Annotated in this window: 30 protein-coding genes; 7 read left to right on the top strand and 23 right to left on the bottom strand. The window is 70.4% G+C overall.

Features of this window, described 5'->3' with window-relative positions; all coding sequences use genetic code 11:
- Window positions 1-22: 22 nt before the first annotated feature.
- The 3 genes from ilvD to IEX37_RS01020 all read right to left on the bottom strand — a co-directional run bounded on the left by ilvD (window position 23) and on the right by IEX37_RS01020 (window position 4,061).
- Window positions 23-1,738, bottom strand: coding sequence for a dihydroxy-acid dehydratase (ilvD, locus tag IEX37_RS01030; protein WP_188754389.1), 1,716 nt, complete (start codon window positions 1,736-1,738; stop codon window positions 23-25).
- A gap of 76 nt (window positions 1,739-1,814) precedes the next feature.
- Window positions 1,815-2,603, bottom strand: a complete 789-nt coding sequence (gene otsB, locus IEX37_RS01025) for a trehalose-phosphatase (RefSeq protein WP_188754388.1) — start codon at window positions 2,601-2,603, stop codon at window positions 1,815-1,817.
- Between the two features lie 39 nt (window positions 2,604-2,642).
- Window positions 2,643-4,061 carry an alpha,alpha-trehalose-phosphate synthase (UDP-forming) gene (locus IEX37_RS01020; protein WP_188754387.1) on the bottom strand — a complete coding sequence of 473 codons (1,419 nt, stop codon included), beginning with the start codon at window positions 4,059-4,061 and terminating at the stop codon, window positions 2,643-2,645.
- 173 nt (window positions 4,062-4,234) lie between these two features.
- Between IEX37_RS01020 and IEX37_RS01015 the strand changes: the two genes are divergently transcribed.
- Both IEX37_RS01015 and IEX37_RS01010 read left to right on the top strand, forming a co-directional pair.
- Window positions 4,235-4,510 carry a hypothetical protein gene (locus tag IEX37_RS01015; protein ID WP_188754386.1) on the top strand — a complete coding sequence of 92 codons (276 nt, stop codon included), beginning with the start codon at window positions 4,235-4,237 and terminating at the stop codon, window positions 4,508-4,510.
- A 268-nt stretch (window positions 4,511-4,778) separates the two neighbouring features.
- Window positions 4,779-5,399, top strand: coding sequence for a GntR family transcriptional regulator (locus IEX37_RS01010; RefSeq protein WP_188754385.1), 621 nt, complete (start codon window positions 4,779-4,781; stop codon window positions 5,397-5,399).
- A 22-nt stretch (window positions 5,400-5,421) separates the two neighbouring features.
- Here IEX37_RS01010 and IEX37_RS01005 read toward each other — a convergent pair whose 3' ends face one another.
- Together IEX37_RS01005 and IEX37_RS01000 are read right to left on the bottom strand one after the other, a co-directional pair.
- The gene (locus tag IEX37_RS01005; RefSeq protein ID WP_188754384.1) at window positions 5,422-6,966 is read right to left on the bottom strand and encodes a helix-turn-helix transcriptional regulator; all 1,545 of its coding nucleotides are present in this window, start codon (window positions 6,964-6,966) and stop codon (window positions 5,422-5,424) included.
- The gene (locus IEX37_RS01000; protein ID WP_229663022.1) at window positions 6,963-8,531 is read right to left on the bottom strand and encodes a LuxR C-terminal-related transcriptional regulator; all 1,569 of its coding nucleotides are present in this window, start codon (window positions 8,529-8,531) and stop codon (window positions 6,963-6,965) included. The genes IEX37_RS01005 and IEX37_RS01000 overlap by 4 nt, the downstream gene beginning before the upstream one ends.
- A 203-nt stretch (window positions 8,532-8,734) precedes the next feature.
- Between IEX37_RS01000 and IEX37_RS00995 the strand changes: the two genes are divergently transcribed.
- Window positions 8,735-8,902, top strand: coding sequence for a hypothetical protein (locus tag IEX37_RS00995; RefSeq protein WP_188754382.1), 168 nt, complete (start codon window positions 8,735-8,737; stop codon window positions 8,900-8,902).
- A 41-nt stretch (window positions 8,903-8,943) separates the two neighbouring features.
- Here the strand turns inward: IEX37_RS00995 and IEX37_RS00990 are convergent, their stop codons facing one another.
- From IEX37_RS00990 to IEX37_RS00960, 7 genes are all read right to left on the bottom strand, one after another.
- On the bottom strand, window positions 8,944-9,711 hold the full coding sequence (locus IEX37_RS00990) for an ABC transporter ATP-binding protein (RefSeq protein WP_188754381.1): 768 nt from the start codon (window positions 9,709-9,711) through the stop codon (window positions 8,944-8,946).
- The gene (locus IEX37_RS00985; protein WP_188754380.1) at window positions 9,708-10,508 is read right to left on the bottom strand and encodes an ABC transporter permease; all 801 of its coding nucleotides are present in this window, start codon (window positions 10,506-10,508) and stop codon (window positions 9,708-9,710) included. Before IEX37_RS00985 ends, IEX37_RS00990 begins: the two co-directional genes overlap by 4 nt.
- Complete coding sequence (gene modA / locus IEX37_RS00980) at window positions 10,505-11,281, bottom strand: molybdate ABC transporter substrate-binding protein (RefSeq protein WP_188754379.1); 777 nt, start codon at window positions 11,279-11,281, stop codon at window positions 10,505-10,507. Before modA ends, IEX37_RS00985 begins: the two co-directional genes overlap by 4 nt.
- A gap of 10 nt (window positions 11,282-11,291) precedes the next feature.
- Window positions 11,292-11,702, bottom strand: a complete 411-nt coding sequence (locus IEX37_RS00975; protein WP_188754378.1) for a TOBE domain-containing protein — start codon at window positions 11,700-11,702, stop codon at window positions 11,292-11,294.
- A 472-nt stretch (window positions 11,703-12,174) separates the two neighbouring features.
- Window positions 12,175-12,456 carry a hypothetical protein gene (locus IEX37_RS00970; protein WP_229662991.1) on the bottom strand — a complete coding sequence of 94 codons (282 nt, stop codon included), beginning with the start codon at window positions 12,454-12,456 and terminating at the stop codon, window positions 12,175-12,177.
- Between the two features lie 90 nt (window positions 12,457-12,546).
- The gene (locus IEX37_RS00965; RefSeq protein WP_188754377.1) at window positions 12,547-12,846 is read right to left on the bottom strand and encodes a DUF7882 family protein; all 300 of its coding nucleotides are present in this window, start codon (window positions 12,844-12,846) and stop codon (window positions 12,547-12,549) included.
- A gap of 248 nt (window positions 12,847-13,094) precedes the next feature.
- Window positions 13,095-13,313 (bottom strand): DUF3263 domain-containing protein, encoded by a 219-nt coding sequence (locus tag IEX37_RS00960; protein ID WP_188754376.1) that lies wholly within the window; start codon window positions 13,311-13,313, stop codon window positions 13,095-13,097.
- A gap of 42 nt (window positions 13,314-13,355) precedes the next feature.
- Here IEX37_RS00960 and IEX37_RS00955 point away from each other — a divergent pair, with 42 nt between their 5' ends.
- Entirely contained in the window at window positions 13,356-13,631 is a 276-nt protein-coding gene (locus IEX37_RS00955) for a hypothetical protein (RefSeq protein WP_188754375.1), read from the top strand.
- Between the two features lie 186 nt (window positions 13,632-13,817).
- Window positions 13,818-14,135 carry a hypothetical protein gene (locus tag IEX37_RS00950; protein ID WP_188754374.1) on the top strand — a complete coding sequence of 106 codons (318 nt, stop codon included), beginning with the start codon at window positions 13,818-13,820 and terminating at the stop codon, window positions 14,133-14,135.
- On the opposite strand, the gene IEX37_RS00945 is transcribed toward IEX37_RS00950, so the two are convergent.
- Window positions 14,121-14,426, bottom strand: a complete 306-nt coding sequence (locus tag IEX37_RS00945; RefSeq protein WP_188754373.1) for a hypothetical protein — start codon at window positions 14,424-14,426, stop codon at window positions 14,121-14,123. The genes IEX37_RS00950 and IEX37_RS00945 overlap by 15 nt on opposite strands.
- Window positions 14,427-14,496: 70 nt before the next feature.
- On the opposite strand from IEX37_RS00945, the gene IEX37_RS00940 reads away from it, so the two are divergent.
- The gene (locus IEX37_RS00940; RefSeq protein WP_188754372.1) at window positions 14,497-14,676 is read left to right on the top strand and encodes a hypothetical protein; all 180 of its coding nucleotides are present in this window, start codon (window positions 14,497-14,499) and stop codon (window positions 14,674-14,676) included.
- Window positions 14,677-14,829: 153 nt separating this feature from the next.
- Window positions 14,830-15,948 carry an acyltransferase family protein gene (locus IEX37_RS00935; protein WP_188754371.1) on the top strand — a complete coding sequence of 373 codons (1,119 nt, stop codon included), beginning with the start codon at window positions 14,830-14,832 and terminating at the stop codon, window positions 15,946-15,948.
- Here IEX37_RS00935 and IEX37_RS00930 read toward each other — a convergent pair whose 3' ends face one another.
- The 10 genes from IEX37_RS00930 to IEX37_RS00885 are packed head-to-tail and all read right to left on the bottom strand — an operon-like array spanning window position 15,949 to window position 26,641.
- Entirely contained in the window at window positions 15,949-17,679 is a 1,731-nt protein-coding gene (locus IEX37_RS00930) for a hypothetical protein (protein ID WP_188754370.1), read from the bottom strand.
- Window positions 17,676-18,245, bottom strand: a complete 570-nt coding sequence (locus tag IEX37_RS00925; protein ID WP_188754369.1) for a hypothetical protein — start codon at window positions 18,243-18,245, stop codon at window positions 17,676-17,678. Before IEX37_RS00925 ends, IEX37_RS00930 begins: the two co-directional genes overlap by 4 nt.
- Window positions 18,242-18,667, bottom strand: coding sequence for a holin (locus tag IEX37_RS00920; RefSeq protein WP_188754368.1), 426 nt, complete (start codon window positions 18,665-18,667; stop codon window positions 18,242-18,244). The genes IEX37_RS00925 and IEX37_RS00920 overlap by 4 nt, the downstream gene beginning before the upstream one ends.
- A 2-nt stretch (window positions 18,668-18,669) precedes the next feature.
- Window positions 18,670-18,978 carry a hypothetical protein gene (locus IEX37_RS00915; RefSeq protein ID WP_188754367.1) on the bottom strand — a complete coding sequence of 103 codons (309 nt, stop codon included), beginning with the start codon at window positions 18,976-18,978 and terminating at the stop codon, window positions 18,670-18,672.
- A 3-nt stretch (window positions 18,979-18,981) separates the two neighbouring features.
- The gene (locus IEX37_RS00910) at window positions 18,982-19,410 is read right to left on the bottom strand and encodes a hypothetical protein (protein ID WP_188754366.1); all 429 of its coding nucleotides are present in this window, start codon (window positions 19,408-19,410) and stop codon (window positions 18,982-18,984) included.
- A 37-nt stretch (window positions 19,411-19,447) separates the two neighbouring features.
- Entirely contained in the window at window positions 19,448-20,335 is an 888-nt protein-coding gene (locus tag IEX37_RS00905; protein ID WP_188754365.1) for a M15 family metallopeptidase, read from the bottom strand.
- Between the two features lie 14 nt (window positions 20,336-20,349).
- Entirely contained in the window at window positions 20,350-21,258 is a 909-nt protein-coding gene (locus IEX37_RS00900; RefSeq protein ID WP_188754364.1) for a hypothetical protein, read from the bottom strand.
- Window positions 21,255-22,364, bottom strand: coding sequence for a Gp37-like protein (locus IEX37_RS00895; protein ID WP_188754363.1), 1,110 nt, complete (start codon window positions 22,362-22,364; stop codon window positions 21,255-21,257). Before IEX37_RS00895 ends, IEX37_RS00900 begins: the two co-directional genes overlap by 4 nt.
- A 12-nt stretch (window positions 22,365-22,376) precedes the next feature.
- Window positions 22,377-23,291, bottom strand: a complete 915-nt coding sequence (locus IEX37_RS00890) for a hypothetical protein (RefSeq protein ID WP_188754362.1) — start codon at window positions 23,289-23,291, stop codon at window positions 22,377-22,379.
- Complete coding sequence (locus tag IEX37_RS00885; protein WP_188754361.1) at window positions 23,291-26,641, bottom strand: phage tail protein; 3,351 nt, start codon at window positions 26,639-26,641, stop codon at window positions 23,291-23,293. Before IEX37_RS00885 ends, IEX37_RS00890 begins: the two co-directional genes overlap by 1 nt.
- Window positions 26,642-26,647: the final 6 nt, after the last annotated feature.

The following is a 26,647-nucleotide window of genomic DNA, read 5'->3' as shown; positions in this document are numbered from 1 at the left end:
AGGATCTCCGCGAGGACGCGGATCAGCCGGTCGTCGCGCCCTCCGCAGCGGAGCGCACGAGTCGCGAGTACTTCGCCAGGACACCGCGGGTGTAGCGCGGGGGCAGGGGCTCCCAGCCGGAGCGGCGGGATTCGAGCTCAGCGTCGTCGACGAGTAGGTCGAGCGTGCGAGCCGCGATATCGACCCTGATCAGATCACCATCGCGCACGAGGGCGATCGGACCTGCGTCCACCGCCTCGGGTGCAATATGGCCGATGCACAGACCGGTTGTGCCGCCTGAGAATCGTCCGTCCGTCAAGAGTAGTACATCCTTGCCGAGGCCGGCGCCCTTGATGGCGCCGGTGATGGCGAGCATCTCCCGCATGCCGGGGCCGCCCTTGGGGCCCTCGTAGCGGATGACGACGACGTCGCCCGCGGAGATCCGTCCCTCGGCGAGGGCGTCCATCGCGGCGCGCTCGCGCTCGAACACGCGCGCCGGCCCCTCGAAGACGTCCGCGTCGAAGCCGGCCGACTTCACCACGGCGCCCTCCGGGGCGAGCGAGCCGTGCAGGATCGTCAGGCCACCCGTGGCGTGGATGGGGTCGTCGAAGCGGTGGATGACCTCCCCGTCGACGGGGTCGGGGTTCAGGTCGCGCAGGTTCTCGGCCACGGTCTTGCCCGTGACGGTGAGCGCGTCGCCGTGCAGCAGCCCCTCGTCGAGCATGGCCTTCATGATCACGGGGATGCCGCCGTGACGGTCGACGTCGTTCATGACGTACTTGCCGAACGGCTTCATGTCGGCCACGTGCGGCACGCGGTCGCCGATGCGGTTGAAGTCGTGCAGGCTGAGGTCGACGTCGGCCTCGCGCGCGATCGCGAGCAGGTGCAGCACGACGTTGGTGGAGCCGCCGAGCGCCATCGCGAGCGCGATCGCGTTCTCGAACGACTCCTTCGTCAGGATGTCCTTCGTCGTGATGCCGAGGCGCAGCAGGTTCACCACGGCCTCGCCCGAGCGGTGGGCGAAGTAGTCACGGCGCCGGTCGGCCGAGGGCGGCGCGGCCGATCCCGGCAGGCTCAGGCCCAGCGCCTCGGCGACCGACGCCATCGTGTTGGCCGTGTACATGCCGCCGCACGCGCCCTCACCCGGCGCGAACGCGCACTCGATGCGCTTGAGGTCCTCTTCGCTCATCCGGCCGGCCCGGCAGGCGCCGACGCCCTCGAACGAGTCGATGATCGTGATGTCCTTCTCGGTGCCGTCCGAGAGCTTCACCCAGCCGGGCGCAATCGACCCGGCGTAGAGGAACACGCTCGACAGGCCCAGACGCGCGCTCGCCATGAGCATGCCAGGGATCGACTTGTCGCAGCCCGCGAGCAGGACGGTGCCGTCCAGGCGCTCGGCCATGATGACTGTCTCGACGCTGTCGGCGATGACCTCGCGCGACACGAGCGAGAAGTGCATGCCCTCGTGGCCCATCGAGATGCCGTCGGACACCGAGATCGTGCCGAACTGCAGCGGGTATCCCCCGCCCGAGTGCACGCCCTCCTTGGCGCCCTGCGCCAGGCGGTCGAGGCTCAGGTTGCAGGGGGTGATCTCGTTCCAGCTGGAGGCGATGCCGATCTGCGGCTTCTCCCAGTCGGCATCGCCCATCCCGACCGCGCGGAGCATGCCGCGTGACGTGGTGGCCTCGATGCCGTCCGTGACGACGCGGCTGCGGGGCTTGATATCGGGCGTTCCGGACGGTGTTGCGAGGTCGACCATGTCGGAAGTCTATGCCCGTCGCGGAGGGCGCTCCGGCACGGCTCGCAAACCGCACCCCGCGGCGCTCGCGCGCCGCTCAGGATGCACGCGCGTCGGCCAGCGCGGTGAGCAGCTCGGCGAGCTCCAGCGGGTCGGCGACGCGCACCCGCGCGGCCGTCTCCCCCTCCCCCACGCGGACCCCGAGATCGCCCTCGCCGAGGCTGCGCAGGGCGTCCTCGTCCGTGACGTCGTCGCCCGCGAAGAGCACGGCGGTCGCCCTTGTCTCGGCGCGCAGGCGCGCGACGGCCGCGTCCTTGCCCTCGTGACGCCACGCGTACTCCACGACTCCGTGGCCCCTACGGCGGCGCCACTCGGGTGCCTCTCGGGCCATGAGCGCGTCGACCGCGGCGCGCGTGCTCTCCACGTCCTCCGGCGCCACGAGGCGCGTGTGCAGGGCGAAGCCGAACGCCTTGGCCTCGATCCACGCGCCCTCGACGTGCGCGACGGCCGCGCGCGCCCGGGCCTGCAGGTCGGCCGGATCTGCCGCAGGCGGCGCTGGGGCGGGCGCATCCTCGGCTTCGACCGCCGCGACGCCCTCGGGGCGCCAGAACTCGACGCCGTGGGAGCCTGCGAGCCAGACGCGGGACGCGTCGTCGTGCTCGCCGATCACGCGCAGGTCCACCAGTTGGCGGCCCGACACGAATGCCACGACCGTGTCCGGCAGCTCGACGAGGCGGGCGACGGCGGCGGCGGTCTCCGGGAGGGCGCGCACCGCCATCGGCTCGTCCTGCAGCAGAGCCAGCGTCCCGTCGAAATCGAGGGCGACCAGGAGGCGCTCGGTCCGCGCGAGCTGCTCGACGCTCGCCGTCCAGTCCGTCGTGCTCATGACAGTCCTCTCCGAACGTTCGGCGGCGGAGCCGTGCGTTCAGGCGCCGCGTCGCACCCGGCGCACCTTTTCGATGTCGGTCAGGAAGTCCTGCGACCAGTCTTCCACGTCGTGGTCGAGCACCCGCCTGCGCAGCGCCCGCATGCGACGCGACTGCTCTCCGGGCGACATCTCCACCGCGCGCATGATGAGGTCCTTCATGCCGTCGATGTCGTGGGGGTTCACCAGCAGCGCGCTGGTCAGCTCGTCGGCGGCGCCCGCGAACTCGCTCAGCAGCAGCACGCCGCTGTTGTCGATGCGAGAGGCGACGTACTCCTTCGCGACGAGGTTCATCCCGTCGCGCAGCGCGGTGACGAGCATGACGTCGGCTGCGAGATACAGCGCGACCATCTCCTCCCGCGGGAAGCCCTGGTGCAGATAGCGGATGGCGGTGTGGTGCATCGTGTCGTAGTCGCCGTTGATGCGGCCGACGGTCAGCTCGATCTCGTCCCGCAGCTCGGCGTAGGCGTCGACGCGCTGCCGCGAGGGGCTCGCGACCTGCACGAGCGTCGCGTCGCCCACGCTGAGCCGGCCGTCCTCGAGCAGTTCTCCGAAGGCCTTGAGGCGGTGGCGGATGCCCTTGGTGTAGTCGAGCCGGTCCACTCCCAGCAGGATCGTCTTGGGGCTGCCCAGCTGCTCGCGGATCTCCGTGGCGCGGGCCTGCACGTCCGGGTCCTGGGCGAGGCGGATGAAGGCGTCGGCGTCGATGGAGATGGGGTACGCCTTCGCGATCGCGACCCGCGGCTCGCCCTCGGCGGACGGCACGACGACCTCGCTCGACCGAGTCGTGTAGCGCAGGACGCGCCGGACCGATCGCTGGAAGTTGCCGGCGTCTGCCTGTCGCTGGAAGCCGATGACGTCCGCGCCCAGCAGGCCTTCGAGCACCTGTCGCCGCCACGGGAGCTGCGAGTACAGCCCGTATGCGGGGAAGGGAATGTGGTGGAAGTAGCCGATCGTGATGTCGGGCCGCAGCTCGCGGAGCATCTTGGGCACGAGTTGGAGCTGGTAGTCCTGGACCCAGACCACCCCGCCCTGCTCGACGACGTCGGCGGCCGCCTGGGCGAAACGCCGGTTGACCTGGACGTAGACCTCCCACCAGCGCCGCTTGTAGAGGGGTGCCGCGATCACGTCGTGGTACAGCGGCCAGATGGTGCCGTTGGCGAAGCCCTCGTAGTACTGCTCGATCTCGGACGCCGACAGCGCGACGGGAACGAGGCGGGCGCCCTCGAAGTCGAAGGGCGCGATGTCGAGATCGGGCTGGCCCGCCCATCCGACCCATGCCCGGTCGGGCTTGCGCATCACCGGCTCGAGCGCGGTCACGAGCCCGCCGGGCGAACGCCGCCACGACTCGCCTCCCTCGGACACCACTCGATCGACCGGCAGACGATTTGCGACGACGACGAGATCTGCGCGAGACATGAGGCTCCTCCATCGAGACTGGCGCCCACAGTATCAGCGCGATGCCCTCGCGCCCCCGCGACGAGCCGGGTTTGACCGCCGCATTCCCGCTCGGCTATACGGACCGCCTGCCACGCGCCGCTCCCCCGACGCAAGCCCCTGCGCGCCGCCCGGGGTGCGGCTACGGTGGGGGCATGCGGAAATACCTCCTGGGCACCGGCCTCCTCGGGGCGCTCGCGCACGGCTATTCGCTCCTCAGGGGCAGCGGGCAGCAGAGGTTCACGTGGCGCACGGCGCTGGCGTGGCTCAGCTGGTTCATCTCGGTTGCGCTCGCCATCGGAACCGTCGTCGACGTCCGTCGCGCGAGCCGCGGCCAGACCGTCTCCGACGACTCGCCCATCAGGGGCAAGGAGGGCAAGTACTACTCCGAGCGCGCCGCATCCCGCAGCCGCAGCGCGTCGCGACGCTGAGCGCTTCCCCACCCATGCCCGAGAAGGGTGATATGACGGGTGAATCCTGTCACGTCCTCGCCGGAATCCCGGACGGACGCCATGCCGGATGCATATTGTCCGGCATATCGTTTGCTCACCGCGCAACATCCGAATGACCGGTACCCGACCGCTCTCTTCGGCCCCCTGCTGTTGCGCACCCCGGCGATGTCGGCCGTGGCGCCCGCGCGCCGTCGGCGGCTACCCGGCGCCGGGTCACGCTTCTTCTCGAGCAAGGACGGTAAACCCCATGATGATCGGCACGCTCGACATCTCCCCCACACGTCTCAGTGACATGGTCGCCGAGCGCATCGCCAACGCCATCATGGACGGCAGCCTGCCGGCGGGCACGCGCCTGCGCGACCACGACCTCGCGCAGCAGCTCGGCGTGTCGCGCATGCCCGTGCGGGAGGCCCTGCAGCGGCTCCAGCGCGTCGGGCTCATCGAGACCGCCGCCAGCCGCTACACGCGCGTGACCGAAGTCACGCCCGAACTGGCCGCCGCGACCGCGGAGTTCGCCGCCCACTACACCATCTCCCTCCTGCGTATGGCCCTGCAGCGCATGACGCCCGAGCAGCGCGCCCAGGCCGGCGACGCGATCGACGGCATCGCCGAGCGCACCGGAGCCTCGGGAACCGTCGCCGCGGCGGTGCGAGAGCTGCAGGATCTCCTCCAGTCGTACGCCGCCAACGCGTTCATCGAGACGATGTCGTACGACATCGGAGTCGCCATCCAGCGGAACCTGATGTCAGCGGCGGGGCAGACGACCGAGAACGTCACGCACCTCCACGCGCTCGCGGACGCCGTCCGCACCGGGGCGGCCGACCGGGGCGAGCGCCTGATCCGCGAGTTCACGGGGCTCCAGCCCTGACGCGCCCTCCGGGCAGCGGCGCTCAGAGGATGCCGCGTGTCCGCGCGGTCCCCAGCATCTCCTCCCGGCGGGTCGCTCCGAGCTTGCGGTATACCGCGCGCAGCTGCGTCTTGACGGTGTTGACCGAAACGTTCAGGCGCGTCGCGGCCTCGGGCACGGAGAGTCCCTCCGCGATCGTCCTCACGACGCGCTGCTCCTGCGGCGTGAGCGCGTCCGTGGCGTCGACGCGCTCCGGGCGACGCATGCGCCGCTCTCGCAGCGCAACCAGGCTCGGGCGCTCGTGCCCGTCGCGCAGCAGCGCGCTGAGCCGAGCGTGGTCGTCGCTCGACGTCAGCGCGAGCGCGACCGGAAGCCGCTCCCGGTCCGACAGATCCACCGCTCGGCCGAACATCTCCCGGGCCGTGTCGTGGGCGCCCGCGCGCAGCTGGACGGCCGCGAGCGCCGCCCACGCCTCGATCATGAAGCGCGGCATGGCACCGCCCTCCTCGAGCGCCGTCATCGCCGCCGTCTCCGCCTGGCTCAGGTCACCGCGCTGCAGGGCCGCCGAGGCGCGCCGCGCCTCGGCGTACAGTGGCAGCCGGGTCCCGGGGCCCTTATCCAGCAGGCGCAGCGCCGCCATCGGATCCCCGCCGAGCAGCAGGCGGTACGACTCCGCGTACGCGATCGCACCCTGGTTCAGCGGCGCCGCCAGGAGCCCTTCCGGCGCGGCTTCGATCGTCCGCATCAGTTCTCGCCGGGTCTCCTGCACCACCCCGTCGTTGAGGTGCACGCCGTACATGGCGGTGGCCGTGGCCACGAGGATGCGATGATCCGGCACGTGGTCGCCTGCCAGCACCGCAAGGGCTTCGATGGCCCCACGGAAGTCCAGGCCGTCGCTCCGGCGCAGCGAGAGCGCGATGTAAGCCGGGGAGGCCCCCAGCGGGCTGCCCGTGTTGGCGTGCCACATCACCGAGGCTCGCCGCGTCCAGCGCTGCGTGGTCGCCGCTCGGCCGGCGAACGCGTGCAGCCATGCCAGCTCGGCGGCCGCGCGCGAGGCGGACACGTGGTCGCCGGAGGATACGGCCCAGGAGTAGGTCTCTTCGAGCTGCTCCTCCGGCTGCGTGTCCCAGCCGGTCCGCGGCATGGGTCCGCCGACCACGAAGGCCATCGCCCACTCGATCATGAGATGGGCGGCGTCGGTGGGAGCCTCGCCCCGCCGCGCCGCCTCGCGGAACGCGTCGCGCGCCTCGAAGGCGGTCTCCAGCGCGAGCGCGATGTCGCCGCCGAGCCGCGCCTGCCTGCTGCGCCGCGTGAGGTCCACCAATCGCTGGCGCACGGCCGAATCGCCGCGGCCCGCAGGGCCCGCGGGCAGGCGGAAGGGCGCCCGATACAGCACGTCCTGCCAGTGCTCCCTCCCGTCGATCAACCCGGCCGGGACGCTCTCGGCCACGAGCCGGAGGACGGTGCTGCGTTCCCGCGAGAGGTCGTCCCAATGTGCTTCCGCGATCGAGACGGCTCCTTCGCCGTCGCCCTCCGCGAGGGCGAGGTACACGGCGATGGCCGCCTCGCCGGAGGCTCCGCCGCTCACAGCAGTCCCCGTCGGCGCGCCGCGACGATCAGCTGCTGGCGGTCGTGCACCCCGAGCTTGCGGTGCAGTGAGCGCAGCTGGGTCTTCACGGTGTTCACCGAGACCGACAGGCGGGTCGCCGCCTGCGGCAGGGTGGCGCCGGTGGCGAGCGTCGCCAGCACCGCGCGCTCCCGCCGCGTCAGCCGCGGCACCTGGGGCACGGCGGGCACGGCCATGAGCCCGTCCAGCAGCCCATCGAGGATGGCCACGCGCCCGTCGCTCGGCAACAGCGCGGCCAGCCCGCGCAGATCCTCCGGGGGAAGCGTGGCGAAGCCGACGACGAGACCGTAGCGGACGACGAGCTCGAGCGCCTGGGAGAAGGTATCGGTGGCGAGGGCGGTCTCGCCCCGGTGGAGCTCGATGGCGGCCCGCACGGCGAGCGCGAAGACGCAGGCGCGAGGAGGCGCCTCCACGTCTCCGAGGACCTGCGAGGTGAGGGCGTACGCCCGATCGTGCTCGCCCAGCAGGTAGAGCACGGGCGCCGTGCGCCCATCGGTTGCCGCGCTGCTGCCGTTGCGCTCGCCGCGCTGCAGCACCCGCAGCGCCCACTCCGGGTGTCCTGCCCGCACGTGCAGGCGCGCCTGAGCCGCGCCGAGCATGCGGAGGTTGAGTGGAGCCTGCGCGAAGCCCTCGTGATGTGCGCTGACATCCGCGAGGAGCTCGGCGGCCACGGTGCTGGGATCGCGTTCGGGATCGTACCCGCTGACGAGCCCGCGGATGGCGACGCGGAGCAGGGAGTGCTCGCCGGGGTCGTCCATCGCCTCCAGCGCGGCGTGCGCCTCGCGGATCTCGAGCGCGTCGACGTGAAGGATCGCCTCGGCGAGCAGGTGGCTGCCGCGCGTGGGGTGCATCCCGGGGTTCTCGTCGATGAGCGCGCGGACCCTACGCAGGCGTGCGCGCGCGGCGTCGCTGCGCCCGGCGTGCGCGTCCAGCCAGGCGAGCTCGCCCGCGGCCGCGACGGCCCCGCGCGGGTTTCCCAGGCGCTCGGCCCACTCGTACGACTGCTCGAAGAGCGCGATCGCCTCGCGCTCGCGCCCCGCGAACAGGAAGGTGAGCCCCCAGTGCTCGTGCAGCTCCGACATCGCGTGCTCGGCGGCGGCACGCTCCTCGCACGAGGCCGTCGCCAGCTCGATGCGCGCTCTGTCCGCCCAGGCGATCGCGTCGCTCACCCGGCCGACGGAGCGCGCGATCGCCGAACGCGCCGTGTGCACGACGACGTGGTCGAGCAGCGGCATGTCGGCCGTCAGCGGGGGGATCGTGTCGGCGTACACTGTGGGCCGCAGTGGGCCGAGGAAGGTGTGCAGCAGCAGCTGTCGCAGCACCGCGAACGTGGGCCGGGCTTGCAGGAAGTCGTCCGGCAGCGCGTCGACGACGGCACGCAGCACCCCGAGACGGAAGCTCACCAGGTAGCCCCAGTGCCGCTCGGCCAGAGCGATCGCCCCGGTATGGTCCGACGCCGCGAGCGCGCGGAGGATGGCACCGACGAGCGCGTCGTCGTCGGTCGCCGATTCCGGCGCTGCGGACATCACGATTCGGAATCCCTTCGAATCCGGATTGGGGCGCGAGCCCGCCCGATGGTATTTTCGCGCGTTCTCCATGCCGTCATCGACACAATACGAGACTATGGGGGGGGAATCCCGCGGGTGCCCGGGGACTGCGTAATAGCACCCGATGCCCCCCGCTCTCAAGGCCCTCGTCGCGGGAGGGCAGAAGGGGAGAGGGTGTCGCCATGGCGACCACACCCGAAGAATGGACGAGCCCTACCAGCACCGAAGTCCGGGCGGTGTGCGATCGCCTCGAGGCGATCCACGCCCTGCTCCAGGCCATCGAGCAGCACCAGCGGCAACAGGCCCGCTACATCGGGCAGGCGGTGCAGGACGTCGACCCCGGGGACTGACGTCTGCGACCTGTGTCGGCGGACCGCCGCCTCGATCCGGCTCAGTCATCGCCGAGTCCCGCGCGCAGAGCCTCGAGGTCGACCGCGGCGATCCACGGATTGAGGGCCAGCAGCGAGCGACCGAACTCGCTGCGCGGAGTCCTCAGCACCTCCGTCGGCGGCCCCTGCTGCACGACGCGGCCGCGCTCGATCACGACGACTCGCTCGGCGAGCGACAGCGCGTCCAGCGGGTCGTGGGTGACCACCAGGGCGGTGCGCCCCGACGCGGCCGCGCGCAACGCGGCCCGCATGTCGGGCACCGCCGTCGCGTCGAGGGCCGCGAGCGGTTCATCGAGCAGCAGCAGCCTCGGATCGGCCGCGAGAGCGCGCACGAGAGCGACGCGCTGGGCCTGACCGCCCGACAGCTGGGCGGGCCGTCGCTGTGCGAGGTGTCCTGCGCCGAGCGCATCGAGGCGCCGTCCCGCCTCGACGGCCGCGGCTGGGCGCGCCAGGCCGAGCCGGTGACGCAGGGGGAACGCGACGTTGTTGCGCACGGTGAGGTGCGGGAAGAGCAGCGCCTCCTGTGCCAGCAGCGCGACCGGACGCCGGTGCGGAGGTACCGCCTCGCTGCTCTCGGTGTCGAGCAGCGTTTCGCCCTCGAGCACGATCCGCCCGCGGTCGGGACGCAGGAAGCCGGCGAGCGCCTCGAGCAGCGTCGACTTCCCCGCCCCGTTCGCGCCGATCACCGCGACGGTCTCGCCGGCACCGATCTCCAGCGCCACGTCCACGTCCCGATCGGCGACGTGTACCCGCAGCTCCAGGCCGCTCACCTGCGCCCCCGCAACTGGCGGGAGGCGGTGAGGAGCACGCCGACGAGCGCGACAAGCACGAGCAGCAGCGACAGGGCTACCGCGATGTCGGGGTCGACCTCGCGCTGCAGGTAGATCTCCAGCGGTAGCGTGCGCGTCGTGCCCTGGTAGCTGCCGGCGAAGGTGAGCGTCGCGCCGAACTCCCCGAGCGACCGAGCGAACGCGAGGATCGCCCCCGAGACGAGGGCCGGGAACACGAGCGGGAGGCTGATGCGCCGCAGGACGACCGAGGGCGACGCCCCGAGCGACGCCGCCACGAGCTCGTAGCGGCGGTGCTCGAGGCGCAGCGCGCCCTCGAGGCTCAGCACGAGGAACGGCAACGAGACGAACGCCTGTGCCATCACGACGGCCGCGGTCGTGAACCCGATGCGCAGTCCCCCGAGCTCCAGCACCTCGCCGAGCAGGCCGTTGCGCCCGAACGCATACAGCAGCGCGAGGCCCCCGACCACCGGCGGCAGCACGAGCGGCAGCAGCACGAGCGCGCGCAGGAGCGCGAGCCCCGGGAAGGAGCTGCGCGCCAGCACGAATGCCAGCGGCACCCCCAGCAGCACGCAGAGCGCCGTGCTCATGCCCGCGGTGCGGATGCTGAGGCCGAGGGCGTCCAGCGCGGTGTCCGTCGTGAGCAGAACCGGTAGCGCGGGCCAATCGACGCGCGAGAGCAGGCCGGCCAGGGGCAGCAGCACGAGCGCGGCCGCGAGGGCGGCGGGCACGTACACCCAGCCGGGCAGCCTGCCGTGGGCCGGTGCGGCGGCGCTCACGGCGCGCGGAAGCCGTGTGCGGCGAGCACGGCCTGCCCCTCGGGGCCGGTGACGTAGGCGACGAAGTCCCCCGCGAGGGCGGGTGCTGCCGAGGCCGCGAGCACGGCGATGGGGTACTCGTTCACCGCCTTCTCGGCTTCGGGGAACGGGACGCGGTGCACGCCCGCCCCGGCCGCCGCGGCGTCCGTGACGTACACCAGCCCCGCGTCGGCCTCTCCGCTCGTGACGCGCGCGAGCACGTCGGTCACGCTCTGCTCCTCGCTCGCCGGGCGCAGGACCACGCCCGCCTCGGCGGCGACGGCGGCCGTCGCGGCACCGCACGGCACCTGCGGCGCACACACCGCCAGCTCGACCCCCGGCTGGGCCAGGGAGGCGAGATCCTCGATCCCGGCGGGGTTTCCCGGGTGCGTGACGATCTCGAGTGTGTTGCGCGCGAAGGGCACCGGCGCGCCGTCGACGAGCCCGGCGTCCACGGCGCGATCCATGTTCACGACATCGGCGCTCGCGAACACATCCGCCGGGGCGCCCTCGGCCAGCTGGGCGGCGAGGCCCGAGCTGCCTCCGAAGGTGAACTGCACGACGACACCGTCGTGCGCCGCCTGGAACTCCCTGCCGATCTCGGTGAAGGCGCTCTGCAGCGAGGCAGCCGCCGCGACGACCAGCGTGCTCTCCCCCGTCGGCGTCGCGACGCCGCCCGAGGAAGACCCGCATCCGGCGAGCGCGGTGGCGCCGGCCAGCGCGAGTGCGGCGAAGAGGGTACGGCGGGACGTCATGGCCTCTCCTTCACGGCGTCCGGTCGCGAGCCACCTCGACGGTGACCTGTGTCGCCTTGACGCTGGCGACCGCCACCGTGCCGGGCTCGATGCCGAGTTCCTTCACGGCCTCGGTGCTCATCAGGGAGACGACGCGATGCGGGCCGCACTGCAACTCCACCTGGCTCATCACGCGGTCGGAGACCACATGCGTCACCAGGCCCACGAAGCGGTTTCGCGCGGAGGTGGCGACCTCACCGAGGGGATCCGCGGGCGCCGACGCCCGCTCCCGCGCGAACCGGGCGAGCGCCAGGCCGTCCACGACCTTGCGTCCGCGCGCGTCGACGGTCGCCTCGAGCACACCCTGCTCGGTCCAGCGTCGAACCGTGTCGTCGCTCACGCCGAGGAAGGCCGCCGCTTCAGAGATCCGTATTTGCGTCATCGTCGCGAGATTCTACACGCAGATACGGCGCTCTCGCGGGGATCCGTCACGCCGCGCGCGGATGCCCACCCCGACACACAGGCCGAGTCGGTGGGCAAGGCGCGGAGCGAGGATCCGCCCCTCCCCGGGGAGCATGCTCGAACCCAGGGAGGGGCGGCCCGGCCCACAGGGCGACGTGTCCGCGAGGGGGCGCGGACGTGTCCGGAAGAATACGCCTCTCGCGCCCGTGAGGGAAGAGGCAGCTCCGCGAGCCTCCCGGCAGGAGCGCCCGCCTCTCCCAGGGAGTCTTCCCCCCAAGCCTCGACCCGGGAGAGGCGGACGGTGCCGCCGCTCGGGGCGAGCACGACACCAACGTAACGAGACGCGGATCGGCGCTTCGAGGGCGTTGACATGGAAGGAAAACGAACCCTCGCTCCCCGACGGACCCGGGTCCGCGTTCGAGGGCGCCAGCGGTCGCGTGCCGACGGTGCGGCTACAGCCCGTCGAACAGGCCCCCGTACGGTGCTTCCTCGTCGCCGTTGTCGCGCGGGTCATACTGCACGGTCTCGATGGTGAACACGATTCGGCTGGCGGATGAGACGAGCACGCTCACTGAACGATTGCCGACGACGGTGAAGTCGACGAAGACGGGGCCGGACCGCGCCGCCTCCTCGATCCGGCGCTTCAGCGCTTCGACGTCCTGCCCCTGGGCGAGGTAATAGCTGCGGTCGTCGATCCCCACCTCTGTCCGCACCATCGTCTGCATGTCGCTCATTCGCCCCACGCTACGGCCGCTCGACCCACGGAGATACCGGGTTGTGCCGCTGGGCGGTCTCGTGCACCCCCTCGTTCACCCCCGGCGAGGCTACGCCGCGATCTGCTCCTCGCCCAGCCGGATGCCGCCGAGCACGCTCGCCGTCTCCGCGAGTTCGGCGAGCCACTGGCGATTGAGTTCCGGCGGTTCGGGTTCGTTGAAGACGAACCGGAGCGGGATCGCGGGGTGCAGCCAGATCGTGCTGCGACCGTGGCCGTCGGGATGTCGCCACGACACGGCGAAGCACTCGTGGCGGCGGAGCTTGGCGAGAACCACGACCTTGAGATGCGCCAGCGCGCGGTCCTCGATGACGATCGGCGGTTCGTTGCTGTCGTAGATGAGTGTGCCCATGGCGTCAACGTAGACCCGCCACGCCACTCGGCGACAGGGCCGAATCAACGACCCGATCGGCATGACCGAAACATCCCGATCCGAGACTGTGGGACGAATGCCGAGTATGGTGCGCCCCCAGGGACTTGAACCCTATTCCGCACCGCTGAACGGTGCGCCAACCGCGGAAATATGCGGGCGATGAAGGGGCCTCCGGGGGCGTCAAAGGTGGTCGATGTGGGCAAAGTATGGGCAAAAACTGGGCAGGCTCACGCCACGAGGCGCCTACTGCCCCGCTCACGCACTCTGCGCGCGGTCAGCGGATCATGCTGCATCCCCTCGGGGGAGGCGGCGACGCGCGCGAGCAACTGGTAGTAGCGAGCCGGACCGATGCCGAGCTCACGGATGATCTTCTCTTCCTTCGACCCGTTGTGGCGTGGGTGGGCGCGCTCGAAGTCGAGGAGGTCGGCAGGCGTGGGGGCAGGCATCGCCGGCCACGATGCCACACCCCTCCGACATAGGCTGTGGTCGTGCTGATCGGTCTGATTCGTCCCATGGAGTCCCGCGAGGTGCCCGTCGACGGCGAGTCCCTCGCCGACGTGCGCGTCCAGCTCGAGCGGCAGATCCCGCACGGATGGGAGCTCGTGGCCACGACTGTTGACATGCGCGCCGGGTCGACTGCGCTCAAGGCGGTCGGGCGGTTCGAGCGGCGCGACGGGCTCCGTGAGGTCGAGGGCGACACGATCGACGCCGTGCGCGCCGCGATGCCCGAGGGGTGGGCGCTGCTGCACGTCCGGCGGGTGTGATGGACGGCACCCAGCCGACGTGCCCGCACTGCATGGTCGTGATGCGACCGGCCGAGGGTGGGGACCGGTGCCCGGAATGCGGGCGCTTCGAGCCGTGGCCCGAGGTCGACCGACCCGGCACGGACGGGCCGGCGCTACCCGGTTGGTGACGGTCGCCGCTAGAGTCGCACTCATGGAGGCGGGATCGTGAAGGTGCTGTACGCGTTCGTTCGCGGAGCGGTCGGGGGCGGCGCATTCGGTGCGCTGCTCGCGTTCGGGCTCGCGCTGTTCGTCCTGGGTGAGTTCCATGCGTGGATGGTGTGGGCGTGCGCGGCAGTCGGCGCGATCGGGGCTGTCATCGTCGAACGCCTCCCCTCTCCGCACCGACGGGGCGGGTACGTGCCGGGCATGACGCCCAACCCCCACGTGATCAACTCGCCGGAGTGGCTGGCGCACGAGCACCGGATGCAGCAGGAGCGGCAGACAGAGCACCTGGGACGTATTGCCGACTCACAGCGTGACTGACCCTCGCTTGCGGCGCTCCGCGAGCTGCTCCGGCGTCGGTGCGGCGCTGGTGACGTTCGGGCCGTGGGAGCGCAGGAACGCCCTGTGCGCGCCCTCACATGCGACGCGCAGCGACGTCGCCCACCCGATCAGCTCGCCACGGAACTCGACCTTGTAGCGGAGCCCGCCGCCGGCGACACGGCGCAGCTCGATTCGGGCGTACTCCTTGCCGAGGGAGTCCAGCATCCGCCACCGGGCCGGCTCATCCTCCACCGCGGCCATGATCGGATGCCACTCGCGTTCGCTGCGCATAGACCGGTCCCCTTCTCCGGCCGAGAAGAAGAGCATACGCAGGCGCGCGGACACCGCTATGCTCGCGCTCGTGACCCCCGAGATGCCCGACCTGGGCGCGATCATCCTCGACGCCGTCCTGCAGGCGCCTGGCTTCCTGCTGTCGGCCATCGCCGCGAACCCCGGGCCGTGGGCCTTCGTCGGCGCGGCCGTCGCGCTCGCGCTCGTGTTCAAGCTCCTCGAGGGGCGCCTGCGGCGACGCCGCCGCTGACCCCGGACACGACGAAACCGCCCCTCCCGGGGAGCCAGCCACCGCGTGCGGTGTCAGTAGCTCACCCGGGAGGGGCGATCGTGCTTCGCGGGGTCGAGAGACCCCCATGTACTGCGTTCGATAGTGGAGACAGGGCGCCACTACGATTCGGCTATGGCTGAACCCCTTGCCGTCGGCGAACCCGCGAAGCATCGCCGCCTCGAACTGCTCGACGTGCTGCGATTCGTGGCCGCGCTGATGGTCGTGTGCTTCCACTGGTTCTTCAACGGGATCAACAACGGGAAGGTCAGCGAGGTCGGATTCGGCATGCTCGCGCCGATCGCCATCTACGGCTACTTCGGTGTGCACCTGTTCTTCTTGATCAGCGGCTACGTGGTCACGCAATCCGCACGCGGGAAGTCGGCAGGGCAGTTCGTCGTCGGGCGAGGGGTGCGTCTGTTCCCTGCCTATTGGGTCGCTATGGCGGCCACGACTCTCGTCGTTACGTTCTGGGGCAATCCAGATATGAAGGTCACGCCCGTCCAATTCCTCGCGAACCTGACCATGGTGCCCGGGATGTTCGATCAGAACGCAATCGACGGTGTCTACTGGACCCTGACGTATGAGATCTCGTTCTACCTTCTGGTGTTCGCCCTCATCATGGTCGGGCTCGGACGCTTCCTAGACGCGTTCTTCCCCGCGTGGGCGATCGTCATGCTCGCCCTCAACATCGCGTTGCCCTCGATCTCGAATCTGCCGTACATGGGGACGTTCTACGCCTTCTTCGCGTCCGGGGCGATCATGGCGTCGATCCAGTCGCGTGGCTTCAGCGTCTACCGGGTGATCGGACTGACCGCGGGCTTCGCTGCGTCCCTGTTGTTCGTCGCTCGGCGCTTCCCGTCCTGGGATGCGGGCCACGCCTTCTCGGCGTCCCTGCCTGTCGTTCTCGGGCTCATCACGATCTTCTTCGTGCTGATCGCGTTGCTGTGGATCCCTCGGGTTCAGACGCTACGGATCCCGCTCTCGCGCCCGACCAGTGACCTCACCTACCCGATCTACCTTCTGCACGCCCACATTGGCTATACCGTCCTGAACAGAGTCGGCACCAACGAAAACCTGTGGCTCGTCTACCCTGCGATGATCGTCGGTCTGATCGTCTCGGCATGGCTGCTGCACCGAATTATCGAGGTGGGTTTGCGGGACTTCTGGTATCGCGCGTTCGGCCTGCTTCGGGCACCCGTCGACGGGATGCAGTCCCTCCTTTCCCGTCGACGGGTGCCCGTGGCTCGCTGATCACACCGCGGCGCGCCAGTTCACGTCCAGAGCCCCCGCTGTGAGAGGGCTCCGGGTGACTCGGAAGGTGTTGGCGTTGACCGTGTCGACCGCCAGCGGGGTCGCAGTACCGCGGGGTGTGGCCACGATGTCTGTGGGCGTCTTGAACAGCCCGTGCGCGACTGTGACCGTCATGTTCCCATCGGGAATGGTCGCAACGCCGCGCGCTTCGCTCCTCAGCCCATCGTTGCCGCGAACCAAGACGTTCGCCTCCGATGCGGTGTTCTCAAACCGGATCGCCTGGAGGGTGTGCCCACTGATCACGTTCCCCTGCACTTCGCCGCCCCCCACAGCCACGGAGGACCCCACCACGTGGATGGCTCGCTCCTGCGTCCCGCCGCCCGTGTCTCGGTAGGTGCCACCGAGAGCGTGGATTTCGGCGATGCTCGCCGTCCCGGTGAAGGTCACACCCGCTCGACGATTGGACACCAGGAACTGTCCGTTGTCTTCAGTGACGATGCTGCCCAGGTAGACCCGCGGCATTGCAAGCGAGGTCGGGCTAGCAACGAACAGGACACCCGACTGACCGTTCCGACGAGCCACAATGCCGCTGAGAGGAGACATCTTCGCCGTGGCGCTGCGGAACTCGTAGCGCAGGCCGGACCGGGCATTGCCCTCCACAAGGACGCTGCCCGAGAATGTCGGCTCGCCGTATAGGTCGCCTTCGTGCCGGCGTACGACGATCCCGTCTCCGTAGCTCACAGCATCGGCCGGATCGCCGTTCCGCGAGTACGAGCCGCCCTCGAATCTGGCCGCGTCACCGACAGCTGCGCCCCACTGCGAGTTCCCGTAGGCCTCGCACGCGATGAACCGTGAGTTGGACTCCTTCGAGGCGAAGCCAATCCGGTTGCCGATCGCGAGGCAGTTCACGTATCGCGTCCCGAACGCGGGAGCCTTGTTAGGCATGAACTGGTCCTCGTCGAAGAGGCCGTTGTTCTTGTTGTTGATCGCGATGCAGTCGCGGACGACGAGGTCCTCTCTCGCCGTCCACGACCCCCGAGTGCCGATACCGATCCCAGACGCACCGATATTGCCCTCGAAGTTCCCCGTGTACCCACGCCCGCAGCCTTCCGCCCAGACACGCTCGATGATCGACCCCCCAGCGAGGAAGTCCACACCTAGGCCGGTCGCGAGCGTGTTGAAGATGCCGAGGTCGTGGAACCACGCGCCAAGGAAGTACTGGCCGAAGATTCCCTTGCCGAACTCTGGGTTGTACGCGCCCGGCTGGGTATAACCGTCACCGCGAATGTCGAAGTGGGCGAACTCCACGCCGAGAAGCGGGGCGCTCGCACCGCCTTTTCGGGTGAAGAGGCTGTATCCAGAGCCCTCAGGCCGGAACTCTGTGACCCCCCGTCCTCGGCCGATCCAGCGCACGCGTGAAGGGATTTCGTATCGTCCGTTGGAGGCCAGAGTGCCGATCGCGCCCGTAACTCGCATGGGGCCCGCCGGCAGCAGGATCGTGACTGGCCGGGAAGCAGCGACCGCTGCGCTCGACGCGGCAGCCGAGCACGCTCGCAGCGCGGCGGTGTCGTCCGCTACACCATCCGCGGCGACACCGAACCTACGCGCATCAAGCGTTAGCCCGTCGAGCTCAACGAATGTGTTCGATAGCTCGTCCGACTGGGCGAGCGCCTGACGCGCTGCCGGCGGCAGGTTGTTGTCCTCGTCGATGCCCACGGGCACGTACGTCATGCTGCTCCTCCGATCGTGAAGGTGCCCTCACGGGCGGGGTTCGGCGCGATCGCCACGGGATTGAGGATGAGGAAGGTGCCCTCGCGGTCCGGGTCGGGGACCAGCGGAGTGCCGGAGTGATCGACGAGCTCCTGGAGGATCCGCGCCGCTTCCTGCGCGACGCGCGAGGCCTCTTCCGTGGCGGCCATCGCTTCCTGCATCTCCTGCGCAGTCGGCAGGGGCACGGCCCGGTACTCGCCGCCCTGCACCATCGGCACGTCGCCATCCGCTGCGGCCCGCGGGTCCGGGATCACCTCGAGCAGCTGCCCGAGGACCGACGTCATCGGCGTCACCAGACCGCCCGACCGGACGAGCACCTGCGTCTCACCCGTCGCGACCTTGAACGCCGGGTAGATCCCGGTCGGGCCGCTGACGAGCGTCATCGGCACGTCGCTGAGGTCCGTGATCGGCAGCGGAATCGTGAAGCCCGTGTCGGACGCCGCGAAGACCTCCGCCTGCGCGTTCGGGACGATCACGGTCGGGGACTCCGGGTCCACCGCGAGGGACACCGGGAAGAAGTCGATCATCGGCGCTCCTCTTCCTGCACAAGCGCGATGGTCGGGTCGGCGGGAAGCGTGGCGAGCACCAGGCGCAGCAGCGACACGAGCGCGGACAGAGCGGCCGCCTGCAGCACCATCGGCCAGTCGACGTCGGTCAGGAGCGTCGCGCCGACGAACCCGGCGCCCAGGGCCTGCGCGAACGTCTTCACGGTGCGCTCGACAGCGGCCAGCCACCACGGCAGGTCGACGCCCTCGACCTCCGGGAGGCCTGCGAGGGACGTGGCGAGCGACGCGACCGCGCCGAGCCCGCCGGCGAGGATAACCGTGAGCCACGGCACCTCGGTGATGAGCGTGGCCCCGAGGTAGGGCAGCGCGACGGCCACGGCCGTGTACAGGGCGCGCAGCGCGGCGTCGCGCCACCACAGCTTGCTGGTCAGGTTGGTGAGCATCGTCAGTCCTTTCGGGACGGGTAGGTGGGAAGCGCCTCGGGGCCGAGGCAGGGAGCGTCGATGATGACGCGACGGTGGATCGCGAGAGACTCCTCGACGATGCGGACGCGGCGCGCCGCGTCCTCCTCAGCGCACTCCGACGCCTCGAGCGCGACGAGCGCCTTGTCGCGCTCCGTGATGGCACGGTCGACCTCGGCACGACGTCGCTGCAGATGGCCCGCCCGGGCGTCCCGCACCCAGTCGAAGACCTTCGTGATGACGATGCCGAGGACCGTGGAGGAGCCGAGCGCGGCGACCAGCTGGGCGTCCATGAGCTACCCCCGGGTGCGTGGCTCGAACGAGTACTTCCGGATGAGCACCCAGCGGATGATGAACGGTGACGCGGCGAGGAGGATCGTGCCGAGCTGCGTCAGCCTGGACCCCGAGGACGTGAAGTGCAGGCTCACGACGACGAGCGCGTAGATGCCGAGACCCGTCAGGGTGAGCACGATCGACAGGCGCTCCGCCCACCACCAGCCCGGGAACACGGTCAGGAGGCCGCCGAACCCGCCGAGGAGGAGGAACGCCGACCAGATGACCGTGAGCAGCTGGCCGAGCTCGCCCTCGATCGTGCGGGGCGGGTGCAGGAGCGTGGCCATGCCGGTGCCGAGCACGACGGCGTAGATCGCCGCGTACGCAACCTTGAGGTGTCGCGGCTCGGTGATCGAGTTCCACAGGAACTTGACGACACGGGTAGGGCTCATAGGGCGGGACCTCCTCGAGCGGTGATCCGGTGCCGCATCAGGCGCCGAGCTTCTTCGCGATCCGGTCCAGCAGCGCCGAGATGCTGGGCGCGTTGCCCAGGACCGAGCCACCGAGGCGGTCCTTGACCCACGTCGTCGCCGCCGCACGCTCGGCCCATACGTAGCCGCCGTTCCTCGGGAGCTTGCCGATGTCGCCCTTCAGCTCGGGGAAGCCGAGGTCCCACATCGCGATGCTGAGATCGGCGTCGTTGAGGCTGCGGAAGTCGGGCCGCTTCGTCGATCCGGTGGTGAGGTAGCCGGCGATGTTCCCGTTCTGCACGTTCGGGTGGTGCTTGATGTACAGGCCGGGGACGACGGTCCAGGTGTGGCCGTCCCTCTCGCGACGAATGTGGATGGGCATGTCAGGGTCCTCCTCAGAGAAAGCCGCCGTAGCGGTCTGGACGGATGCGACCGCGGCAGGGGCCGCCCACGGGTCGCCGGTGTACTCGATGTGCCAGGGCTCCGCGAAGCCGTACCCGGCGGGGTCGAAGCCGTGGTCGCGAGCGTTCTGGCGGATCCAGTTCGACCGGGCGTTGCCCGCGACGGTGACCCCGGCGTCGCGCCCCGAGTCGCGAACGTCGAGCGCGTGGCCGGACTGGTGGTTCGACGTGCCGGGGACCGCGACGGTGCCCTCGCCAGACACGCGCCCCCACCGGACGCCGTTCCACCACCGGTAGTCCCCGTACGGGCTGTGCGCCCCTGCCCGGTACCGTTCCCGGAAGATTGCTTCCTGGTCCGCGTAGGACCGGTAGCCGGAGTACACGTGCAGTGTGATGCCGGGGAACGCCCTCTCGAACGCGGGCTTGAGCCGTGTCTGGAATGCGTGTGCGGTGCCCGGCGCGACGGGCCACCCATCGATCCGCACCGTGGTGTCGGTTCCGCCCATGACGGGCCTCCTTCTCAGCTCTCGGAGATCCAGTGGCCGGCCAGCGGGATCGGCGTGCCCGGTGCGAGGTCCGCGCGGGCGAACAGCAGCCGCCCGTTCGGCTCCACCACGGCTTCCACGCCGGCGATGTGGCAGGTGAGCAGCGTCCGCGCGCGCGGGCGGGACCCTGCCGGGACATGCGCTCCCACGAACCCCGCCTGCACGCGCTGAGTCGCGTTGCGGATGATGCCGCTGAGGTCCGTGCTGAACCCAATCCGCCGCACGGCGAGGGCCTGATACCCGTACTGCGCCGCCACCGACCAGGCTTGGTTCTGCGGCGTCAGCGTCACCCACCCGGTGTCGGTGTCGGGAGAAGGTGCTGACCGCCAGGTTGGCGTCCCGACAGCGTTGAGCACTCGGGACCACACGACATCCCCGATGCGCACGACGGTGCCCAGCAGGCCCAGGTAGGACAGGGCGAGCTGGTCGAACGCGAGCATCCCGCCGTCGCCCGGAATCACCCGGACGTCGATGATCTCCTGCACCTGCGACTGGCCGGCCACGACCCGCAGCAGCCAGAGCGGCTGCTCATCGACGATCCCCACGTCGGTCGCGCGGGCGGGGATCGCGCGCTCGGCGCTGCCCTGCACGATCGCGAACGTCGTCTGCCGTGTCTGCCAGTCCCGACGCGCGACCAGCAAGTCGTAGCGGGTGCCGCTGGCCACGGGCGCCGCTGTCAGCACCTCCGGCGCGTCGGACGTGTCCACGACCCCGTTGCCCCAGCCTTTGCCGGGAGAGATCTGCACCGCGCGGTCGCCCATCGCGACCGTGGCTCGCCAGTCGTCGATGCCTGCCACCCCGTAGCGGGCGCCGCCGGCCCTCCAAGCCAGATCGGCCCACTCCACCTCGGAGACGGTGCCGGCGTATCCGACGCTCGTGATCATGATGCGCTCCTCAGGTCTCGGAGAGCCGCGCTGAGCCGCGCGACCTGTCGGGCGAGCCGGCTGTCGCCGTCGTCCTCGATCTCCCCCAGGTGGGGTGTGATCGTCAGCCCCTCCTCGGGCGTGTCGTCGATCACCACCTGAGTGATGACCTCGACCGTGTCGATCTGCGGATGGTCCGCCGGCCCGATCTGCACCTGCACCAGATCCCCGACCTTGTACGCCCCGTAGCGGAACCAGGAGTTCTCGATGAGGTCCGCGGTCAGGGAGACCTTCGCGGAGCCCTCAGCGAGCGCCTCACGCCCGTCCGGGGACAGGTCCGTGACGCCCTGCGCCATCCGCGAGTCCTTGAAGATCTCCACCGGGAAGCCCCACTCCGCTTCCGCGGCCGGATTCGTGAACCGCTGGAACAGACGCTCGACGCCCTCACCCTCACCACCGACGACGACCTGCGTCGCCGTGGGGGCCGTGATCCGCCACGAGTAGTCGCCGAGCACCCCCGACTCCGCGGTGAGCACACGCGGGAACAGATCCCCCGCCTCGACCTCGACCACTCCGTCTCGGAGCGTCCAGGTCAGCGCATCCGCCTCGAGCAGCGGGACGAGCTTGTCCACCAGCGGATGCATGCGGAACTCCACCCGCTGCGCGGACCCAAGCTGCTTGTTCGGCGCGATCGTCCACCCGAGGCCCATCCGAGCGGAGAGGTCCGCACACGCGGCTTTCACGACCGTTTCCGTGGGGCCGGTGTAGCGACGGTAGGCCGCGGCGCCCTGGCCGCTGATCGGCGCACCAGGGACCTGCCACCCGAGGTTCCGGAACAGCCTGAAGTCGTCCTCGACGGTGATCGTCGTCCCGCCCTCCGGCCCCTCGCCGGCGAACTCCACGATCGGGCCGTGGATCTCCGACCGCCCGTTGACGAGCACCCGCACGCGTGATCCGGGGCCGAGGTCGGACCATGCCTTGTCGTCGTCATCGAACGTCAGCTCCGCGAAGGAGGCACCGTTCCACAACAGCTCGGCATGCACCGTGTTGGGGACGATCGTCTGTCGGAACTCACCGGTCTTGTCGTAGAGGACGAACTCGAGCTTGGCTGGGGCATCCAGCTCCATCCCGGCCCCCTCTCAGAACGCGCGGAAGTACAGCGGCACGAGCTCGACGCTCACCGCACCCCCGCCGGCCGCCGCGACATGCAGCGGCACCTCCCCGCCAGGAGGGACCGGCGCGAACCGCTGGAACCCCAGCAGGCGAGTCACGTCCGCGCCGTCCAACGTCGCGGTGACGTTCCGCGGGTCCGTGTCGATCCGCAGCACCTGGCCATCGAGGATCGGGAACGGCACCTGCACGATCGCTTCCCCGATGCCGACCTCCACCGGATCAAGCGGGCCCTCTAGGGTCCACACCGGCCACGCGTCCACGTCCCCCGCATTCGGGATCCGCGCGGACGCGAACGTCGACCCCTGCGAGATGTGCAGCGGTGGCGATCCATCCGCATCGAAGAACGGCACCGGAGCCGGCGCCCGCCACGGGCCACGCTTGATCGGCGCCCCCGCCCAGAACGGCTGATCGGCCTCCATCGCGACACCGTAGAGCGCCCACCCCCGGTACAGCGGATCCCGGTCGTACACCCACGGCTCGTCGAACGTCCCCGTGAGCCGCAGCTCCCGGGTCTGGTCCCCGGCGGTCACCCGCCACGTCCCCACCCGGTCGGGGTGGATCGAATCGAAGAACCGCCGGTAGAGCTCCAGCCACGCCGCCGACGAGTCCCGGTAGATGTACACCCGCCAGAACACGTCCCGCGCGAGCGCGCGCCACCCCCGAGAGCGTTTCCCGGGGATGGCGCGCGACGCCGAGGAGAACTTCTCCACCCGCGGGAAGTGAAGCCCCTCGACGCCATCTCGCACGAGCACGACACCCTTGCTCGGATCCGTCAGATCCCACACGGTGCCATCCGGAGCGACCCACTCGATCCCCAGCCCCACCCACTGCGCGGGCGGCACCGGGGGCGCGACAGGCGGCGCACTGAGGATGAGGACCATCAGACCTCCCCCGTCACTCCGGCCCGCCGGTTGCCACGGCGGCGCTTCTTCTCGACTTCCCGCACGAGCGCCTTCTCGTCGGTGACCTGGATCGTGCCGTAGTTCACGAATGCCGCGCTGTCGCCGGTACCCGTCTCAGACGGGCCCATGGAGCCAGCCACAGCCGATCCAGCACGCCGCTCAGCAACAGCCCCAGCGACAGTCGCGGTCACCGTGCCCATCGCGGCCTGCGCCCGCTTCGACGCCGTCGATGCCATGTCGACCAGCGACTCCGCGAACGCCGGCGCCTCGTCCTCCACCCCGAGCGCTGCACCCTCGACAACCCACTTCGTGGTGCGGCGCATCAGCTTCGACGGGGATGCGATCCCGAAGAACGACTTGAAGCCGTCGAACGCGGCCTTCGCGACGTTCGTGATCGCGTCGACCACAGCGCCGACCATCGAGCCGAGCCCGGCGATGATGCCCTGGACGATCTGCACGCCGAGGTCGGCCCAGTTCACCGAGGTCAGCCCGTTCCAGATCGCCTCGATGATCTGCGGGATCATCTCAACGATCTGCGGGATCGCCCTGATGAGCCCGACGATCAGCGACACAACGAGCTGGATACCCGCCTCAATCAGACGAGGCAGCATCCGCAGCAGTCCCGCGACGAGCTGAACAACGAGGTTGATCGCCGCACTGATCAGTTGCGGGAGTGCCCGGATCAGCCCCTGCACCAGAGACATGAGCAGCTGGATGCCGCCCTGGATGATCTTCGGCAGGTTCCGGATGATCGTGTCGAGCAGCCCCATCACGAGCGAGAGAGCCGCGCTGAGCAGCTGCGGGAGCGCCCCCACCAGACCCGTGACGAGGGCCATGAGCAGCTGCACGCCGCCGTCGATGATCATCGGGAGCGCCCCGACGATCGCGTCCAGCAACCCGGTCACCAGCTGCAGCGCACCCTGGATCAGCAGTGGCACCGCCTGCACGAGCCCGCCGATCAAGGCGGTCACGAGCAAGATCGCGGCCTGCACGATCATGGGCAGGTTGTCGGTGATCGCGGTGATCAGACCATCGACGAGCGCGAGCGCGCCCTCGACGAGCACCGGCACCGCCTCGATCAGTCCCTGCACCAGGGCCGTGACGATCTCGATCGCCGCGACCAGCAGCTGCGGGACCTGCTCGAGGATCGCGGAGACGAGCTTCGGCACGAACTGCGCAACCTGCTCCACCAGCCCGGGGAGCGCCGCGACGACCTGGTCGACGATGCCGGTGATGCTCTCCACCAGGGCGCCGACGTCCCCGCCCGACAGGGCGAAGCCCGCGAACGCCGCGGCGGCGATCCCGAGCGGACCGCCCAGCAGACCGAGCGCGCCGGTCAGCCCCGGGAGGAGCGCCGTGAGCATCGGGATCCGGCTCAGCAGACCAGCCAGCCCGCCCGCGCCGAGAGCGACGAACGCACCCGCCAACGGGCCGATCAGGCTCAGCATGTTCGACAAGCCGAGATCCGCCAGGGACGCGCCCTCACCGATCCTGTTGAACAGATCCGTGAGCCAGTCCATCGCAGGGCCGAGGACCCGCAGGAGCACGTCACCGAGCGCCTTCGCGCGCTCCTCTATGGGACCGAGCGCCGACGTCGCCGCCTGGATCAGCGGACCGATCTTGCCGTAGACACCCTCGAGCGCGTTCGCGCCGATCCGGCCCATGGCCGCGAAGAAGTTCTTCGCCGCGCCCGGGACGGTGGTGCCCATCTCCTTCGCGACCGTGCCCGCCGCGGACTCCGCCGCCCGCGAGAACGTCTCGAAGTCGACCTTGCCCTCGGAGGCCATCTTGAAGACCTCGCCGGCGGTGACTCCCATCTGCTCGGCGAGCTGCTGGTAGATGGGGATTCCGCGGTCTGCGAGCTGGCCGATGACGTCGTTCTGGACGCCGTTAGCCTGCGTGGCGGCCTTGTTGAAGATGGAACCCATCTCCTCCATCGACATGCCCGCCGCGGAGGCGTTGTTGGCGATGTTCTTGAGGTGGTTCTCGAGCTGCTCGCCCGGCTTGATCTGAGCCGCGACCGCGGACGCTGCGACCGTTACCGCCTCGCCGAGACCGAAGGCTGTGCCGCTGACGGACGCGAGAGCGTCCTGCATGATCGCGTCGATGCTCTCGACCGAGTGGCCGAAGCCGCGCAGCTTCGCCTGCGCCGTGTCGATCGAGTTGAGGCGGGAGAAGCCCTTCGTGAGAGCAACACCGATGCCAGCGGCAGCGACCGTTACAGCGCCGGTGGCCGCGTTCTGGAGCCCAGCTCCGAGCGCCTGCCCTGCCGCAGAGCCCGCTCGGCTGGCAGCGCCAACGACCGACTGGAACGCCGACGCCGCGGCGGAACCGAGGGGTCCGGACATCTGGCGCACGTGCCCGACGATTCGGGAGAACGCAGGGCCCGCGGACGCGCCGACCTTCGAGAACATCGCGGACACCTGAGTGGTGACCGGCGACATCCACGTCGCTACCCGAGTGCCGAGCCTGATGAAGGGCGACGCGATCGTCGTGCCGACCGACGCGATGACCCGACCGACCGGCGCGAGCGCGCGGCCAACGGCAGAGCCGACGCCGCCGAGCCAACGGCTCGCGACCGTCCACGCCGCAGCGAGCCGACCACCGACCATCGTCGCGAGCGACGTGAACGCCTTGGCCGCCTGGGCCGCAGCGTTCCTCGCCATGCGCCCGAGCAGCGTGAGGCCGGTGATGTCGGAGAGGGCGCGCGCGATGCCACCAATCGACCCGGCGATGCCTGTGAACGCCGACTGCGCCGCGTTGGAGTCCTTCCACCCGTCGCGGAGGTTCGACACCATGCCGCGCAGGCCACGGGACGCGGCCTGCGACGCGGCGGCGGTCTGCGTCGTCGCGGTGCGCAGACGGTCCTGCGCACCCTTGAGCCGGTCGGACGCCGCGGCGACCGCGTCGGTCGCGGCCTGGTGCCGGCGACGGGCCGCCTCGAGGCGCTCCTCGGCGGCGACCGCCTGCGACGACCCCTCGCCCGACTTCTCGATCGCCTCCCGCAGCCTGACCTCAGCGACGCGGACCTTGCCGGCCTCGTCCTGCTGACGCAGTCGCGCCTTCGACAGCGCCGACGACGCCGACGCGACCTCGCCGTTCAGCTTCCGCAGCTCCGCCGCGCCGAGGTTCCCCGCCGACGCGGACAGCGACGCCTTCAGGTCACGGCCGAGCGTGCGGCCAGCCTTCGATCCCGCGCCCTTGAAACCGCCCTCGAACGTCTTCGCGCCGGCGGCGCCCGCGGACTTCGTCTCCTTCGTGACGCGGGACTTGAACCCCGTCATCACCGGGAAGATGCTGATGTGCCCCGAACCGACCTCGGACGACATGGCACC

The sequence above is a fragment of the Microbacterium album genome, from assembly GCF_014643695.1.
Classification (GTDB): domain Bacteria; phylum Actinomycetota; class Actinomycetes; order Actinomycetales; family Microbacteriaceae; genus Microbacterium; species Microbacterium album.
Note: the sequence above shows the minus strand (reverse complement) of the source record. Positions and strands in the feature narration are given on the sequence as shown.